The sequence below is a fragment of the Halogeometricum limi genome (assembly GCF_900115785.1).
In the GTDB taxonomy this organism is placed as follows: Archaea; Halobacteriota; Halobacteria; order Halobacteriales; family Haloferacaceae; genus Halogeometricum; species Halogeometricum limi.
The window spans coordinates 67,061-84,498 of sequence record NZ_FOYS01000006.1 but is presented as its reverse complement, the minus strand read 5'-3'; the positions used below and the strand labels follow the sequence as shown (position 1 = coordinate 84,498).

Here is a 17,438-nt window from a genome sequence, read left to right as displayed (position 1 = left end):
TCGCCGGACGTTCAGACCGCACCGCACTCGAGGGGGACGGTCGACTGACTGCGTTCGCTCGTATCCTCCGCGAGGAGGACCTCGAAGGGCGCGTCGAATCCGGTCGCGTCCGGGTTCACGAAGCCGACGACGAATATCGTGTAGACGGAGCCGTCTTCGAGCGTCGCGTGGACCGTCTCGGCGGCACTCGTCCCGTCGGTGGAGTCCGCACGGACGTCGAGCGTCACGACGCCGGCGGGGAGGACGACGTAGTCACCGGACTGGCGGAACGAGAGGTCGCTCGCCAGCGCAGTCCCCGTCTGTACGGCGGTCACGTCGAGCGACGCGGTGTCCGGCGACGCGTGGACGACTCGCACGGCGGCCGTGTCCGCGGCGGGCGTCTCGAAGTCGTCGACGAGGAGCGTGGGCGCGAACGCGATTCGGCCGGGTTCGGGAACCGTCGCGGCCATCACGACGGTGTATCGCTCCCCGGAGGCGAGGGGGACGACGCCACTGGAGATGCTCGTGCCCGTCGAGTTCACCGCGATGTCGACGGAGTAGTTGCCGGTGTCGGACTCGACCGGTTCGTAGGCGCTGACGTCGCCGAACGAGAGTCCGCCGGCCACGACTCGGTCGTCGATACGGACGTCGGTCGCCGGGAGGAACGACGAGGCGTGGACCGCGCGGATAGACGGCGGTGTGGCGGGAGTCTCTTCTTCGCTCGCCGGAATCCGGGCGTCGCTTCCCGGGCCGACGTCGGCGACGACGACGAGTTCGACGGGGACGTCGACGGGCGCGTCTTCGACGTCGACGTAACCCGTGACGACGACGGTGTAAGCGGTGCCCCCGCGGAGGGGGACGTCGAACAACGCCAGAACGTCTCCGGACGGCGTCGAACTGCGGAGTTCGAGCGTCGTCGCTCCCGCCGGAAGGGTGACGTAGTCACCGGACTGGCGGAACGAGAGACCGTTCGCGAGCACCGTGTCCGTCTCTTCGACGGTCATCGCGAACCGCGAGACGTCCGGCGACGCGTGGACGATTCGGACGGAGGCGTTCTCTGCGGTCGGTCGAGCGTAGTCGTCGGTCGTGAGCACCGGTTGGAAGCTGATCGCTCCGGAACTGGACGTCCGCGCGGCCATCACGACGGAGTAGTCCACGTTCTGTTCGAGTTCGATTTCGGTCTCGAATATCTCGTCACCCGACGAGTTGACCTCTATCTCGAACTCGTAATCTCTCCGGTCGGGTTCGACGCGGACGTACTCGCTCGCTCGCCCGTAGGCGATGTCGGCGACGACGACGTCGTTCTCGACGAAGAAGTCGAGGGCGGGGACGATGGGGGCGACGTGAATCGCGCGGACCCGAGTGACGTTCTCGGCCGGCGTCTGTTGGGCGATGGGGTCGGCCGTCTCCGTCGGAAGCCCGGACGGGTCCGACTGCGCGAGACCGGTCTGGAGTCCGTCGAGACGGGCAGTCGAGTCGACAGCGGTCGCGGCGGCTGGCGACGCCGTCGTCGCCGCGACGCCCAGGGGAACACTCCCGGCGGTGACGACCACGACGACCAACAGAAGCGCGAGGACGGACCGACGAACGCGCGTCACGGTCGGTCCTCGCGTACGAACAGCGATGGGACGCCGAACCGGTCCCCGGAGACGAGACGTGCCCGGCGAGCGAGTCGAACGGCGGGACGGGCGAGCGTGGTCATCTGTCCCCCTCGACGAAGACGTCCACCGAACCGTTCAGGACGGGGACGACGAGCGAGTGGATGGACTCGCCGTGGTCGGTCAGCGAGTAGGTGACCCGGAACGGTCGTTCGCTGCGGACGACACGTTCGACGAGTCGCTTCGATTCGAGGTCTTTGAGGTGGTCCGCCAACACCTTGTTCGAGATGCCGTCTATCTCGCTGAGGAGGGCGCTGAACCCCTTCGGACCGTCGTCGAGTCGGTGGAGGACGACGAGGTGCCACTTCCGTCCGATGAGCGAAGCGAGCGTCGTGAGCGCGGTCTGGTCGTCCAGTCGGTTCGTCTCGGGGTCGGTTCGGTTCGTCTCGGGCGGTCGCTGATGGGATATCTCGGACATACGCCACCAGTAGGTCGTGAAACCGGTAAGACTCCGACGCTAGCCCAGTAACCTTCCCGCAACCTAGTCCGTTCGTGTCGGGGTGGAAAGGGGTAACTAATCGGGGCAAAAATCATGTGGGTTGTTATCATATGAAATGACAGACGATAACGCAACTTGGTGTCTATCGGTGCAATCCGGCTCGGGAGCGCTGAGCATCGGCAGTGCATATAACTAGTGGCCATAACTACAGCCGAGCGATGACCGATTGGGCGAAGCAATCGTCAAGGCGTGAATTATTGCGGATGCTGTGTGTCCTCGGGGCTGGCGCTGGACTCGTCGGAGAAGCGTCGGCGGCCGAGTCGACAGAACGGCGAATCGTGGGGACCGAATCGAAGTCCGCCGCGAGCGCCGTCAAGAACCGTGCCGAACGCGTCGTTCGTGAACTAGACCTCGGAGACCGCGGCTACGTCGTCGTCGGCGACTTCCCGGTGAGCACGGAGCCGTCGATACAGGCTCGACCGGGCGTTCGATACGTCGAGACGGAGACGGAGTTCTCGGTTCTCGGCCACGAAGTCGAAGGGCAGTCGAGCGTCGAGCGAGTCGACGTCGAGCGTCAGGTCACTCCGTGGGGTGTCGACCGAATCGGTGCCGATACGGTCCACGACGAGGGTGTGACGGGCAAAGAGACGCACGTCGCCATCATCGACACGGGTATCGACAGCGACCACCCGGACCTGAAGGCCAACCTCGGCGAGGGCTACGCCACCGTCCCGTGTGACGACGGCTGTCGCCGCGACTGGGACGACGACCACAGCCACGGAACCCACTGCGCCGGTATCGCCGGTGCCGTCTCGAACAGTGGCGGCGTCGTCGGCGTCTGTCCGGACACGACGCTCCACGGCGTCAAAGTCATCTCCGCGAGCGGGTCGGGCAGCGCATCGAGCATCGCCGACGGTCTCGTGTGGGTTGCAGACCAGGGCTACGACGTCGCGAGTCTGAGTCTCGGGAGCACCAGTTCCTCGGAGATAATCCACGACGCCGTCAAGTACGCGACGGACAAGGGCGTCGTCGTCGTCGCCGCGGCGGGTAACGAGGAACCCGACGAGAAGTCGGTCCACTACCCGGCGGCCTACCCGGAAGCCATCGCGGTCGGTGCCACCGACGACGACGACGACTTGGCCGACTTCTCTCTGACCGGCGACGCCGTCGAAATCGTCGCACCGGGCGTCCGAATCCCCTCGACCGTCATCGACGGAGACTACAAGTACTACTCGGGCACGTCGATGGCGACGCCGCACGTCACGGGCGCAGTCGCCACGCTGAAGGCCGCCGGCTACTCCGCAGACGAGATTCGCGGCCGACTCGCTTCGACCACCGAGGACCTCGGGATGGACGACGACGAACAGGGCAACGGCTTGCTCAACGTCGACGCCGCGGTCGGTGAGGGAAGCGACGGTGGCGACGACGGTGACACGGGCGACGGCTTCGCCGTCTCCACGGGCGGCGCGACGGACGTCGAGAAGACGAGCGCCACCATCACGGGGTCGCTCGACAGCCTCGGCGAGCAGTCCGCCGCCACCGTCGGCTTCGAGTACTGGGACGTCGACGACGAAGACGGCACGAAAGAGACGGTCGACGTCGGCGAACGCTCCGAGACGGGCGCATTCGAGACGACGCTCGACGGCCTCTCCAGCGACACGACGTACGCCTTCGTGGCGTTCGCGGTGGCGGGTGGCGAACGCGTCACCGGTCGGCAGACGGACTTCACGACCGGAGCCAACCCGACGGACCTGTTCAGCATCGAGACGGGCGAGCCAGAAGACGTCGAAGAGGACGAGGCCGACTTGGTCGGCTACGTGACCAGCGTCGACGGGCGCGTCGAGGAAGTCGTGACCGTCTTCGACTGCTGGGAGAAGGGCGACAAGAGCGGAACGCTCCGCCGCGTCGAGGCGGGCGACACGGACGACCCGGACGACTTCGACGAGGAGGTCGAAGACCTCGAACCCGACACGACGTACGTGTACGTCGCCGTCGGCATCAGCGACGACGTCGAAGTGCGCGGCGAACCCGTCGAGTTCGAGACGCAGGGGTGCGACGACTGACTGCGTTCCCCCGCGGAGTTTCGCGCGGCGTCGACGAAACTGCGTCTCAGTTATACGCGAACGACGCCTCTCTAGAGGCATGGAGCGTGAGAGACGTCACGGTCCGACTCGGCGTCGATATCTCCGAGCGACCGCACTATCGGTATCGGGAGCGCTCTGGGTCATCGCCGCGGCCACACCGGCGTCGGCCGCGGACGTCGAGTACCGGAGCGGGTCGACAGAACGGTGTGCTCGGTTCGTCCGCTACAAGGACGACGACGAGGAGTTCTACTTCTGTACGGGGCCGTCCGGAACGGTGCGCGAAGTGACGGACGACGACGGCGACGAGACCCGAGAAGTGTACGACGAGAACGGCGTCCTCCGCCTGTTCGAAGAGGAGGAAGCGGACGGCGACGAGAGACGCGAGGTGTACGACGAGAACGGCGTCCTCCGCCTCCGCGAGAGGAAGGACGACGACGGCGACGAGAGACGCGAGGAGTTCGACGAGAACGGTGTGCTCCGCCGCCGCGAGAGAAAGGACGACGACGGCGACAAAGTCGTTCGAATCTACGACGAGAACGGTCAGTTGCTGGAGGTTCGTCGGGACGACTGACCGTCCACCGGACGAGCCACGTTCGGACGCTCAGACGGCCAAGAGCCCGTCGAGTATCTTCCGAAGTGCGACGCGGAAATGTTGACTGAACGTCGACTGTGAGATACCGAGGTAGTCCGCACACTGGACGGCAGACACCCGGCGCGGTTGGTCGAAGTAGCCCATCTCGTAGGCGGTGAGAAAGACCTCTCGTTGCCGGTCGGTGAGTTCGTCGAGCACTCGTTCGCGGAGGACGTACTCGGTGAAGAGTGGAGCGCCGTCGTGTTCGCGGCGCGCGACGAGTTTCGACCCGGGATGGCGCTCGCGGAACATCGCGACGACTCGCTGCGGGTCCCCGCCCGGCGGCACCTCGACGACGACGTGGCCGACGCCCCGGTCCGCGCGAACGAGACGCGGAATCGCACGGGCGTCGCCGACCAGTCCCACGAGTTCGGGGTCGGTCACGAGGAGCTCTAAGAGTCCGGCGTCCGCGTCTTCGGTGATGACGCGGGCGTCCAGTACGTCGGGGCGGTCGAGTGCGTCCGCGAGCACACTGTCCGCCGGGGCGTCGCGGACCGTGACGAACTCCAAGAGGTTTCCACCCGACTGGGGGACCACCTCGTTGAGGACGAGTTCGCAGTTCATCTTGCCCGACTCGGCGACGAGGAAGACGCGGTCGTCTCTGATTCGGTACTCGAGTTCCACCGTCCTCCCGGCGGGCGCTGGCGGCTTCTGATTCAGGCGGGTCATTGTTCGGGCGTCGGGGTGCCACCGACTCCGCCGCCGCGCTCAGTACGGCGTGGAGGGGCGTTTGTCCGAGGGCAGTGGAGACGAACGCCCGTCGAGATACGACGGTCGGCGAGTCGCCCTTCGACGAGTGGTACTTCGCGTGCAAAGAACGTCACCCTATCGGCACCGAGAGCCGTTCTACCCGCGGAAAACCGCGGTCCCGCGGAGTAACGCCGGTTCCAATTGGTAACGATTCTTCACGCAGTCTTATGCCGATACCTCGCGTACTCGAAACGATGCACAGACGCATCCGATACGCAGTTATCGCCGTGACGTTGGTCCTCGTCGCGAGTGTGACGGCCGGCCCCTTCGCGACCATCCAACCAGTGGCAGCAGAACCGACTCCGATAGACGCGTGTACCACGATTACGGAACCCGGTCGGTACGTCCTCACGGAGAACCTCAGAGACGTGACCGACGCGACGTGTATCCGAATCGCCGCGAGCGACGTGGTCCTCGACGGCGACGGAAAGCGCATAGAAGGCACCTGGGACGGCGACAACGTCCCGTCCGCCTCGAACTTCCGCGACGACCGACGGTCCCTCGAACTCGCGGCTCCGGTGAGCGCCGCGGTGACCGTCGACCCGACGCCGCAGGTGCCGAACGAGACGCCGAACCAATCGACACCGAACGACGGCGCGCAGTCGCCACCGGCGATGTTCACCGCCACGTCGCTGAACGCGCCCACCGACGAGATACTGGGAGCGGACGGGCCGCTGACGCCCACGAGGCCCGTCGAGCGGTCTCCGGCGTCCGCGAACGAGACGGACGCGCCCGGAAACGACACGTCACCGGACGACACTCCCGACAACGATACGACACCACCGAGTGAGACGCCGGACAACGACACCGTTCCCCCGGGACAGACACCCGGTAACGACACCGCTCCACCGGCCGAGTCGCCCGACAACGACACCGCTCCGGAGCAACCGGCGCTCACGAACGTCACCGTCACCGACCTCAGAGTCACCGGGTGGTACGTCGGCGTCTACGTCGACGGCGCGGACGCGACGACCGTTCGAGACGTGGAGGTGAGAGACAGCGGGTTCGGTATCCTCCTCTGGAACGCGACGAACGCGTCCGTGGTGACAAGCGAACTGACCCGGAACGACGGCGTCGGCGTCGTCGTCCTCGGCGCGACGGACACCTCACTGTTCGGCGTGACGAGCGAACGGAACGAACTGGGTGGCCTCCTCGTCGACGGTTCCGAGGGGACCAGCGTTCGGGAAGGCGACTTCTCGAACAATGTCGTCGTCGGCGCGGCCGTCGACTTCTCGAACGGAACCAGCCTGACCGAGACCGTCGTCGAACGGAACGACGAGACCGGTATCAGCGTCCTCAGCGCCTCGAACACGACGGTCCGAGACGCTCTCGTCACCAGTAACGGCGGGACTGGTGTCGACGTCCGCACGTCGTCTCAGACGCTCGTGACCGGGTCGACGGTCAGACGGAACGACGTCGGTATCGCCGTCTTCCGCTCGCCGACGACGCGTCTCAACCGGAACATCGTCTCCGACAACGACCGCATCAACATCTTCATCCGCTGAACGTCGGCGCTCTCTCTTCGTCTCTCCCTTTTCGGCCGTTCTCCTGATTTCCACCCTCGCAGAGCGTCGCGACGATGTGACGAGTACGCCGGGAGACGGGAGAGGGTGAACAGAGAGCGAGGAGAACAGTGCCGTCTCTCGGCGAGAGACGGTCAGGATGTACGAGCGGCGCACCGTTCGCGGTCACGGTTCGAGAGGAGACTCTGCGACACGGCGTCCTCGCTTCCTAGCGTCGTCGCACTCCGCCGCTTCGTCGGTACGCACGCGTCCATCGCAGTCGCGTCCTGCTGTCGCAGTCACGTTCGCTCTCGGCGTCTCGGTCTCCGTTCGTCGCGGTCCCCGCCGGCGGTCGTCTCGGGGAATCGGGGCGGCGCGCTCTCGACTTCGGAGACCGGGATGGTCACGGCCGAACAGCCAAAATGACCACGCAACTCGCGAGCGAGGTGGGCGACGCCGACGGTCAGAACGACTCACACCGACTGTGAGCGGAACCGCAGGCCCACGGACGTGTGAGCGTCGTCACAGGCGTGTAGACGTCACCGTAGACGTGCGGCCGTCACTCGGAGAACTGTAACCGTCGCGTACAAAAAGTCCGTCTCGTCGCCCCCGCGGGCGTCAGACGGTGTTCGGGAACCGAGTGCGGGGGTTCAGTCGAACTGAACTTCCGTCTCGTCGTCGTTGACTTCCACGTCGAGGCCGTTGCGGCCCTCGACGTCGAGGTCGCTACCGTCGAGTTCGATGTCGGTCTCGCCGTCCTCGAACTCCACGTCACCGTCGCCGTCGTTCTCGTAGTCGAGGCCGGATTCGGTGTCGACTTCGAGGCCAGCGCCGTCCTGTTCGATGTCAGTCTCGGCGTCGGCGAACTCGAGGTCGCCGTCACCGTTGTTCTCGTACTCCACGTCGGCCGTGTCGAGTTCGAGTTCGTCGCCGTCCTGTTCGATGTCGACGTCGTCGGTGGTGAATTCGAGGTCACCGTCGCCGTCGTTCTCGTAGTCGAGGCCGTCGAACTCGACTTCGAGTTCGCCGTTGCCGTCGGACTCGATCTCGCCGCCGTCGAACTTGACTTCGTAGGTGCCGTCAGCGTCGATTTCGATGTCGACGGGACCGCTCATGCTCTCGAAGTCGAAGCTACCGTCGCTCGATTCGAGGTCGACGTCGTCGCTCTCGACTTCCACGTCGTCGCCGTCCTGTTCGATTTCGACGCCGTTAGACTCGATGTCCACCACCGCGCCGTTGTCGGAGGTCTCGTAGTCGAGGTCGAGGTCGGAGTCCTCGACTTCCACGGCGCCGTCCTTCTGTTCTATTTCGAGCGTGCCGGACTCGATGTCGACTTCAGAGCCGTCGGCGGAGGTTTCGTAGTCGAGGTCTTCGTTCTCGACTTCCACGGCACCGTCCTTCTGCTCGATTTCGACGTCACCGGACTCGATGTCTACGGTCGCGCCGTTGTCTTCGACCTCGAAGTCGAGGTCGGACTCGTCGTCTTCGACTTCCACGCGGTCGCCGCTCTTTTCGATTTCCTGTCCGTTCACTTCGATATCGACGTCGCCGTTACTCACCTCGACGTCAGACTGCGCACTGACGGCCATCGCTCCCGGTCCTACGACGAGGACCAGCGCCATAATCAGGGTCAGTGCAGTTCTAAATACGCTCTTCATGGGTTTTCTCTCTTTGTCACCGCGCCGGAGACGAGTCCCCGCGACGGGTACAACCCGCGTGGACGAGGACATCGTCCCCGGACCTCCCGTGTGTTCCCGCGAAGGAGGGCACCACCGTGGAACGGCGAACCGCCGTCCCCGGGAGACAACCACAGATTCGACTGGGAGTTCCGAGTAGTCTGTACCTGACCCGTTAACTGACACGCCCCCTACCCGCTTCGGTAACCGTTCGGTCCGTCGTCGGACGGTTATCGACGCCGTTCGACAGGTCTCTCGGAAGACGTGTCAGGAAAAATTTGGCTGCCGTCGCTCGTCAGTCGTCGGGTGAGCGCCGAAAACATCGGTTATTCGTGAGTGGGAACGGCCTCGGCGGCCGGGAGTTCGGAGACGATTCGACCGTCGCGGAACATCGTCACGCGTCCGGTCTCTTCGCTCAGCGTGAGCGTCGCGCAGACGCCCGCTCGAAGGGACGTCTCGACGGCACTCACGTGTCTGGTACCCATCCACGGTCGGTACTCGGGGCCGGCGTCGTCCGCCGTTCGCTCGTCGTCGAGGTCGAAGAACCGGACCATCTGTTCGCGAATCCGACCGTCCGGTTCGACGACGACGGCACCGTCCATCGCGTAGGCCACCGCGGTGGCCGTCCGGTAGAGTTGCTCTGCGTCGAAGACAGTGGGCGTCTCGGCGACGGGCCATCTGTTCGTTCCCAACGGTTGGGCGTAGGTGGGTAGGACGTCGGGGTCGACGACTGCGACGTACAACCCGGGGCCTCTGACGAACGTCTCTCCCCAGTGGGGGAAGTGCAGACGGAGCCGTTCGAGACAGCGGAAGACGAGTTCGGTGGGTGTCTGTTCGGTACTCATTGTCCGTCGTGTGCTCGCCGGTGTGCGTCGGCGAAGCGAGATACTGAATCTCTCGGTGTTGTCGGAGTCGGTCGAGTGAGGGCGTCGTGGAGGGCGTCAGCGGGAGTCGGTGTTCGTCGTCTCCGAGCGTCTCACGAGAGACAACCTACAGTTCGCTCGGAACGCTGTAGTAGCTACTACCTGACTGGCTAGCGTCAGACGGCCCTAGGATTCGTGGCACCGCCTCGGACCCGTCGCGTCGTCGCCCCGAAGTCCGAGAGACGAGTCCGACGCGAGAGGGTCGCAGTTCTCGGCTGGTGAACGGTGTCCTACGCTCGTAGGTGCCGGGCGACCTATCCTGTGAACGGCGAACTACAGGCACCAACCGCACGTACTAGTAGTCGAGACCACAAGACGGTGTCTCGGGTCCGGCGACGAAGCGCGACGGCGCCGCCCCCGCCAGTACCGCCGTGTGGCAACTACCATGGCCACAGTCGACCCCAACAACGGAACTGAAGCACCACAGGAACCGAACACGGGCCGTTACGTCGAGTTGATCCTCGCGGGCGGCACGGTGATGATATACGACCGGCTGAACCCCGACGCGTGGATCAACTCGACGGCCCCGGTGTCCGCGGCGGACCTGGCGTAGTCGTCGTGTTCACCTCCTCGCCCTCCTCCTTCTTCCGATAGCTATCCGAGTAGGCGTGCCGACGCCGCCCGCCGCGGCGCACACCACTCCGTCCGGTGTTCTTCGGCAGAGTCGACAAAATACACAGCGGACGCGGTGACCCGTGAGGGTCTCGCGCGGTCGGTCGGGTTCGCGTTCAGTCGTGCGACACTTCGACGTCGTCGCCGTTCAGTTCGACGTTCAGGCCGTTTCGACCCTTGAAGTCGAGTCGGTCGCCGTCGACTTCGATGTCGTTCTCACCGTCGCTGAACTCGACCCGGCCGTTACCGTCGCTTTCGAGGTCCTGGTCGTCGCTCGTCTCGACTTCGAGGTCTTCGCCGTCGAGTTCGATGTCGTTGTCTGCGTCCTCGAACTCCACGTCACCGTCGCCGTCGTTCTCGTACTCCAGGTCGCCGGTCTCGACCTCCAGTCCGCCGTCGGCGTCCTGTTCGATCTCGTTGTCGGCGTCCTCGAACTCGATGTCACCGTCACCGTCGTTCTCGTACTCCAGGTCGTCGAAGTCGACCTCGAAGCTTCCGTCGGCGCTGATCTCTATCTCGCCGCGTTCGGTCTCGATTTCGATGGAGCCGTCGGAGTTGAACTCGATATCGACTGGGCCTTCGAGGCTCTCGAAGTCGAACTTGCCGTCACCGTCGAGGTCGAACTCGAAGTCGTCCGTGTCGACTTCGTACTCGCCGTCGTCCTGTTCGATGTCGACGTCGCCGCTCTCGATGTCGACGCGGTCGCCGTCGTCGGACGTCTCGAAGTCGAGGTCGTCGTTCTCGACCTCCACGTCGCCGTCGCTCTGCTCGATTTCGACGTCGCCGCTCTCCACGTCGATTCGAGCGCCGTCGTCGGACGACTCGAAGTCGAGGCCGTCGCCGTCGTCGTTCTCTATCTCGACGTCGTCGCCGTCCTGTTCGACCTCGAGTTGCCGGCTCTCGAGGTCCAACTTCCCGTCGCTGTCGAGTTCGAAGTCGAGTTCGGCTTCGTCGTCTTCTATCTGGAGAGTTCCACCCTTTCGTTCCACCTTCTGTCCGTCGAGTTCGATGTCGACGTCGCCGTCGCTCACCTCGACTTCGGACTGCTGTGCACTGACGCTCGCGACGCCGCCCGCGAGGACGACGGAGAGCGCCATAAACGCCACCAGTACTGTTCGAATTACGTTCGTCATAGTTGCGTACGTCCCACACGTCGTCTCAGGTCTCGCATCGTCGACGCCGGGGTAGACCGCGAGTCGTGGTGCGGAGGGCAGTTGCGACTACAGTGGGATACCGAAACAGAGGTTTCTCACGGGTGTGGAGGTGACGCCTAGGCTGTTCGACGCCGGAGACGACACCGGCTAGGTAACCGAAGATTCACAAAAAGTCCGCGTCGGTCGCACTGCGGTGGTGCGTGTTCGGGTGGGTGGGAAGTCGCGCTCAGTTGAACTGAACTTCGACTTCGTCGCCGTCGGCTTCGACGTCGAGGCCGTTGCGGCCCTCGACCTCTAAGCTGTCGCCGTCGACTTCGATGTCGTTGTCGTCGTCTTCGTACTCGACGTCACCGTCACCGTCGCTCTCGAGGTCCAGACCGCTGCTGGTCTCGACGTCGAGGTCCTGGCCGTCGAGTTCGATTTCGTTGTCGGCGTCCTCGTACTCGAGGTCACCGTCGCCATCGTTCTCGAACTCCAGGTCGTCGGTCTCGAACTCGAGTTCGTCACCGTCGAGTTCGATGTCGTTAGCGGCGTCTTCGAACTCGATCTTACCGTCGTCGTTCTCGTACTCGAGGTCGTCGAAGTCGACTTCGACTTTCCCGTCGGCGCTGATCTCTATCTCACCGCGCGAGGTCTCGATTTCGATGGAGCCGTCGGCGTTGAACTCGATGTCAACCGGGCCTTCGAGGCTCTCGAAGTCGAATCTGCCGTCACCGTCGAGGTCGAAGTCGAAGTCGTCGGTCTCGACTTCCAGTTCGTCGTCGTCCTGTTCGATTTCGACATCACCGGACTCGATGTCCACTTTGCGGCCGTCGTTTTCGACCTCGAAGTCGAGGTCGTCGTTCTCTATCTCGACGTCGCCGTTCTTCTGCTCGATTTCGACGTCACCGCTCTCGATGTCGACCGTTCGTCCGTCGTCGGACGACTCGAAGTCGAGGCCGTCGCCGTCGTCGTTCTCGACTTCGACGCGGTCGCGGTCTTGCTCGATTTCGACGTCACCGCTCTCGATGTCGAGCGTTCCGTCACTGTCGACCTCGAAGTCGAGGTCGGACTCGTCGTCTTCGATCTCTACGTCACCGTCGTTTCGCTCGATTTCCGTCCCGTCGAGTTCGATGTCGAGGTCACCGTTGCTCACCTCGACTTCGGACTGCGCACTGACGGCCCCGACGCCTCCCGCGAAGGCGACGGAGAGCACCATCAACGTTACCAGCAATTTCCGAATTATGTTCGACATAGTCTTCTCTTGTGTGCTTACGTCCCACGCATCGTCACGCGTCTCGCGTCACCGACAAGCGGTTCGAACCGCGACCCGCGGTGCCGAAGGGCAGTACGACTAGAGTGGGATACTGTGAATATCGCTCTCGGGTGGCGTGTAGCCGCGGCCTACTCCGTGTTCACGCGAGAACCAACCCGGTTAGGTAACCAGTCCGTCTGTCGAGAAAGTCACAGGATGAAACGAGACCGGGATGGCGGTCGAGGAAGCCGAATCTGTACCGAAAGAGGCGTCGCTGGGAACTCACTCGGCCGCGTGACGGTCCCGTTCGGCGAAGAACGCCTCGACGAGTTTCTGTTCGGCCTTCCGGAGATGCTGGTGAAGCGTCGGCGCGGAGACGCCGAGCGACGCCGCGAGTTCCTTCGCGCTCGTCCCGCGGGGCCAGTTGTAGAACCCGGCGACGTGAGCCGTCTCGATGGCCAGCAACTGCTTGTCGGTGAGCGTGTCTTTGAGTCCCTCGCGGAGTTCGGCGGCCGTGCGGACCTGCCGGGACACCTCCCGCTTCGTGACGAGTTGTGCGTCCGGGAACTGTCCGCGGAGCGTCTCGGTGATGCTCCGAACGTCCGCCTTCGGCGACGTCTCGACGGTGATTCGAGCGGTGCCGTCTTCGGCGACCATCGACGGGACGGCCGCGCCGACGCGCATCAGCGTCTCGATTATCGTCTTCTCCGCGGTCAGTTCCAAGAGGAACTCGTCGTCGTACTCGTTGACGACGCGGCAGTCGTCGACGTTGTCTATCGACGCGGCGACGGCCAGCGCTTCTTCGGGGTCCGCACCGCTCATCTGGAGGTAGACGAGACAGCGGTCCGTCTCCAGCGGGACGAACATCTCGAACTCGCACCGACAGCCGAGTTCCTTCGAGAACGCCACCGGGAGGCAGTCCTCGAACGCCGTCTGGAACTCCAGTTCGAGGATGCGGTCCGAGAGCAACAGTTCGCTGTTCAGGATTGACCCGACGACGAACCCGACGGCCTCTCCGAGCATCTCGAGGTGGCGCTGGATGCTCTCGGTGAACACGTCGTCGCGGGACGCCGCGAGGACGAGCACGCCGTATATTTGTTCCCCGCGCACGAGGGGAACGGCGGCGACGGCTTCGACGGTCCGGGTTCCCGGAGTCCCCGACTGTTCGTCCGGGTCGTCGCGGTACCGACGAGCGATGTGCAGCGCTTTGGTCTGCACGGCCTCTGCGACCGTCCCTTGGGCGACGTACGTCACCGGGAGCGTCTCCAGCGACCGCCGGTAGCCCTCGTCCAACCCGGCCTCCGCGAGGAGTTCGAGTTGACCGTCTATCGTCGTGACGGCACCGACCCACGCGCTCTCGTAGAACTCCGAGGCTGCCAGTTCCTCGCAGACGGTCTGGTACACTTCCGACCGCGTCGTGGTCGTCATCAGCCGCGGCGTGAGTTCGAAGAGCAGCGTGTTGATGCGGTTCAGCGTGTCGAGTTCGGAGTGTTGCGACTGAATCTCTCGTTCGTGCCGACAGAGTTCCGCCTCCCGAATCGTCCGCTCCAGTGCGGTGCAGACGTTCGTGGCGAGGAGGTGCAGGTGGTTCGAGATGACTTCGTCCTCCGCTGCCGCCAGTTCGTACACCGTCAGCGCCCCGTACTCGGGGAGGGGGACGTGGAGCGCCGTCGACTCGGCGAGGAGTCCCACCTCGTCGACCGTGACGCGAACCGTCTCCTCGTTCCGGAACGCCCGCCCGGCGTTGGACGCGTCGAGGTCGAACCCGGGGTACGTCTCCACGAGTCTTCGCGCTTCGGGCGTCGAGTCGGCGATTTCGAACGTGTGCCGTTCGGGGTCGAACAGGCGGACGCAGGCGACGTCGAACCCCAGGACGTCTTCGACCGTCTCGACGGTGGCGCGCGCTATCTCGTCGGTCGTCTCCGCGGCCATCAACCGACGACTCGCCTGCGTCAGCGCTTCGAGTCGTTCGACCGTCGCCTCCAGCGCCGAGATGTCCTGTGCGATCCAGAACATCCCCCCGTCGTCGAGTCTCGTCAGCGTTAACTCTTGGTAGAACGCCGTCCCGTCGGCACGGCGAGCAACCGTCTCCCCGGCCCACTGCCCCGTCTCGTCGACTCTCGGAACCGCCGCCGTCTCGAGACGCTGGGCTTCGCGTTCGTCGTAGAAGCTCAGCCACGACTCACCGACGAGGGCGTCCGACCGGTCGAAACCGTACATCTCGACCGTCGCCCGGTTCACCTCGGCGAACCGCCCGTCAGCGTCGAGGACGGCGATGCCCGCGAGCGTCGTTTCGAGCGCCGTCGACTCCCAGTGTGTCGTCTCGACGCCGGCCTCTGCATCCGCCTCGGTGAAGACGACGAACCCACCGTGCCACCCCGTCCGTTCGACGGGTATCGAGCGGACGGCGTACGCTCGCGTCTCCCCCGCCGTCGCTCTCCGAACCGTCGTCTCCAGGCGCGTCTCGTCGGGACGTAACCCGGTCCCGTCCTCGCGGACGTCCTCGTGCGCTCCCACCTCGGCGAGGACGTCGAACACCGCTCGCCCGGTCACGTCGCCGAGTTCCCCGAACGCGACGTCGAACGCCTCGTTCACCGCGCGTACCGTCGCCGTCGACTCGCGATGGCTGTACTGGAGGATGGGGTCGGCGGCGTCCTCGAACAACGGCGCGTAGTACGTCCGCTCTCCGTCGACGTCCGACCCGTCCAGCGAGAACCGACACGCCGTGAACGGCGCGTCCTCGTGCGTCAGGTACTCGACGACGCTGGAGACGGTGACGGTTCGTCCGTCGGCGTCGACGAGTTCGACCGTTCGGTTCGGCGTACGCTCGCCTCTCTGACCCGTCTCGTCGTCGGGCGGGACGACGAACCCCACCTCGTCGCCCGAGACGAAACTCTCGACGGGCCTCCCCAGGAGGCTCTTCGGAGCGTGACCGAGAAACAGTTCGAGCGCCGGATTGACGAAGACGACGACGCCGTCGCCGTTCACGACGACGAACCCATCCATGCTCCCCTCGAGTACCGCTTCGTAGAACTGCGCTCCCCCATCCGGAACAGATGTAGCCATCCAATCACCGCTAGATAAACGAGAGAACACAGCATACGTATGATACCTCGATATCACGGTACGTCACGTACCACGGTGGACACGTCCGTCTGGGCGATTGTGTCAGCGTCGTGAAGGTGTCTCCCGACGCGCAGGTTCGAGTCTCGTCTGAACGCCGCTACTGCACCCCAGTCTGTCGGAGAGACGTCTCGAGGAGTTTCCGCACGGCGACCTGGAGATGTTGGTGGAGCGTCGACCCGGAGATACCGAGGGCGGCCGCCACCTCTTCGGCAGTCGCCTTCCGCGGGTGGTCGTAGTACCCCATGAGGTACGCCATCCGAAGCGCAGTCAGTTGTTTCTCGGTGAGTCTGTTCTCCAGTGACGCGGTGGCGTACGTCGGGGCACCCGCCGTCCGTGCGACGGTCCACTTTCGCGTCATCTCCCACTCGGGGTAGTCGCGTTGGACGAGTCCAGCGATGCGGGCGGCGTTCGAGGCGGTGGTGCGGACGACGACCTGAGACAGGCCCGAGTCCGCACTCGCGGATTGGACGGCGCCACCGGCGTCGACCAGTTTCGTGAGAAAGTCCGCACGCCCGATGCGGCCCATGACTCGGAGGACGACCCCGCGGTCGACGAACCGATACGCTTCGACGTCCGGCATCCCGTCTAAGAGGCGCGCCACCCGGGACGGGGACTCGCCGCGGACCGAGAAGAACTGGACGGCGGTGCCGTCGGTCGTCGAGACGATATCGTCGACCCAGCAGTCACACTCGCACTGTGCGGCGACGACGCCGAACGGCGTCGAGGGACGTTCGCTCACGAACTCGAACTCCACGCTCGTCTGGTCTCGCGGTCTCGGGTCGTGCCAGCGAGCGTGTTTCACGAACGCGACCGTCTCGGCGAGTGCCGCGAGCGCCATCCGCTCGTGTTCGCCGACCGGGTCGCGGCGACGCGCGTGGACGACGAGCGCTTCGGTCACCGTCTCCCCGTCGGCCATCGGAACCACGACGGTCGACTCCACCACCGACTCCCGAGTCGACTCCTCGCCGAACTCGTCCTCGCTCGCCGGGTGCGCGACGAACGTCGTCCCGGTCGTGAGTCCGAGCGACGCGGGGTTCACCGTCGCGACCAAGTGGTAGTTTCGTTCGTCGACGGACCCGGTGCGCGGGACCAGCGCTCCCTGCGTCTCGTCCCACTCGCCCACCCACGCCTCGGTGTAGAACGGGAGTTCGACGAGGAGGTCACAGAGGGTGGATTCGGTGTGCTCCCCGCCCGAAGCCGTCGTCACCTCTCGGACGAGTTCCCGGGTGACGCGGTGGATACTGTCGAGGACGGCCAGTTCGCCCTCGTTGTCCCACGGGGCGTGAGTCGCCGGACCCAGCGTCGTGTCGGCGACGACGACGAGGAACCCCCCCTCGTCGACGGTTTCGACCACGACGTGCAGTTTGCAGACCGCGCCGTCAGAGCGGCGACACCACTGTTCGCCCTCGCTTCGACCCGCTTTCTCGGCACGCGCCAACAGCGACGAGAGCGCGATGCAGTCCGAGCCCCACTGCTGGACGAGCGTCTCGAACGGGTGGCCGACCGCCTCCTCGTGCGACCGGAGAAACAGGCGGGCACAGCCGTCGTTCCAACTCGTGATCAGACCGTCCGCTGTCAGCGTGAGGACCGCGTACGATTCGACATCCTTCACCACCTCTTCGAACGGCAGACGAGCGACCGAACCCCCACGCTGCGACATGCTCATCGAT

Annotated in this window: 13 protein-coding genes; 4 read left to right on the top strand and 9 right to left on the bottom strand. The window is 64.9% G+C overall.

Annotation, left to right across the window (positions count from 1 at the left end):
- Positions 1-11: 11 nt before the first annotated feature.
- Together BM282_RS16115 and BM282_RS16110 are read right to left on the bottom strand one after the other, a co-directional pair.
- Positions 12-1,577: a DUF4397 domain-containing protein gene (locus BM282_RS16115; protein WP_089882939.1), complete on the bottom strand. Its 1,566-nt coding sequence runs from the start codon at positions 1,575-1,577 to the stop codon at positions 12-14.
- 100 nt (positions 1,578-1,677) lie between these two features.
- Positions 1,678-2,055 carry a winged helix-turn-helix transcriptional regulator gene (locus tag BM282_RS16110; RefSeq protein ID WP_089882937.1) on the bottom strand — a complete coding sequence of 126 codons (378 nt, stop codon included), beginning with the start codon at positions 2,053-2,055 and terminating at the stop codon, positions 1,678-1,680.
- A gap of 359 nt (positions 2,056-2,414) precedes the next feature.
- On the opposite strand from BM282_RS16110, the gene BM282_RS16105 reads away from it, so the two are divergent.
- A complete protein-coding gene (locus BM282_RS16105; protein ID WP_245758401.1) occupies positions 2,415-4,139 on the top strand; it encodes a S8 family peptidase in 1,725 nt (574 codons plus the stop codon).
- Between the two features lie 79 nt (positions 4,140-4,218).
- Positions 4,219-4,731, top strand: coding sequence for a hypothetical protein (locus BM282_RS16100; protein WP_245758400.1), 513 nt, complete (start codon positions 4,219-4,221; stop codon positions 4,729-4,731).
- A gap of 30 nt (positions 4,732-4,761) precedes the next feature.
- On the opposite strand, the gene BM282_RS16095 is transcribed toward BM282_RS16100, so the two are convergent.
- A complete protein-coding gene (locus BM282_RS16095) occupies positions 4,762-5,415 on the bottom strand; it encodes a bacterio-opsin activator domain-containing protein (RefSeq protein WP_175501594.1) in 654 nt (217 codons plus the stop codon).
- A 320-nt stretch (positions 5,416-5,735) separates the two neighbouring features.
- Between BM282_RS16095 and BM282_RS16090 the strand changes: the two genes are divergently transcribed.
- On the top strand, positions 5,736-7,046 hold the full coding sequence (locus BM282_RS16090) for a right-handed parallel beta-helix repeat-containing protein (RefSeq protein ID WP_175501593.1): 1,311 nt from the start codon (positions 5,736-5,738) through the stop codon (positions 7,044-7,046).
- A gap of 647 nt (positions 7,047-7,693) precedes the next feature.
- Here the strand turns inward: BM282_RS16090 and BM282_RS16085 are convergent.
- Positions 7,694-8,665 (bottom strand): hypothetical protein, encoded by a 972-nt coding sequence (locus BM282_RS16085; protein WP_089882930.1) that lies wholly within the window; start codon positions 8,663-8,665, stop codon positions 7,694-7,696.
- 380 nt (positions 8,666-9,045) lie between these two features.
- Positions 9,046-9,564, bottom strand: coding sequence for a DNA integrity scanning protein DisA nucleotide-binding domain protein (locus BM282_RS16080; protein WP_089882929.1), 519 nt, complete (start codon positions 9,562-9,564; stop codon positions 9,046-9,048).
- Between the two features lie 463 nt (positions 9,565-10,027).
- Here BM282_RS16080 and BM282_RS18680 point away from each other — a divergent pair, with 463 nt between their 5' ends.
- Positions 10,028-10,195 (top strand): DUF7331 family protein, encoded by a 168-nt coding sequence (locus BM282_RS18680; RefSeq protein ID WP_175501592.1) that lies wholly within the window; start codon positions 10,028-10,030, stop codon positions 10,193-10,195.
- Positions 10,196-10,370: 175 nt separating this feature from the next.
- Here BM282_RS18680 and BM282_RS16075 read toward each other — a convergent pair whose 3' ends face one another.
- The 4 genes from BM282_RS16075 to BM282_RS16060 all read right to left on the bottom strand — a co-directional run bounded on the left by BM282_RS16075 (position 10,371) and on the right by BM282_RS16060 (position 17,428).
- On the bottom strand, positions 10,371-11,387 hold the full coding sequence (locus tag BM282_RS16075) for a hypothetical protein (protein WP_139229746.1): 1,017 nt from the start codon (positions 11,385-11,387) through the stop codon (positions 10,371-10,373).
- Positions 11,388-11,634: 247 nt separating this feature from the next.
- Complete coding sequence (locus BM282_RS16070) at positions 11,635-12,606, bottom strand: hypothetical protein (protein ID WP_089882925.1); 972 nt, start codon at positions 12,604-12,606, stop codon at positions 11,635-11,637.
- 318 nt (positions 12,607-12,924) lie between these two features.
- A complete protein-coding gene (locus BM282_RS16065; RefSeq protein WP_089882924.1) occupies positions 12,925-15,708 on the bottom strand; it encodes a bacterio-opsin activator domain-containing protein in 2,784 nt (927 codons plus the stop codon).
- Between the two features lie 157 nt (positions 15,709-15,865).
- Positions 15,866-17,428, bottom strand: a complete 1,563-nt coding sequence (locus BM282_RS16060) for a helix-turn-helix domain-containing protein (RefSeq protein ID WP_139229745.1) — start codon at positions 17,426-17,428, stop codon at positions 15,866-15,868.
- Between the last annotated feature and the right edge of the window lie 10 nt (positions 17,429-17,438).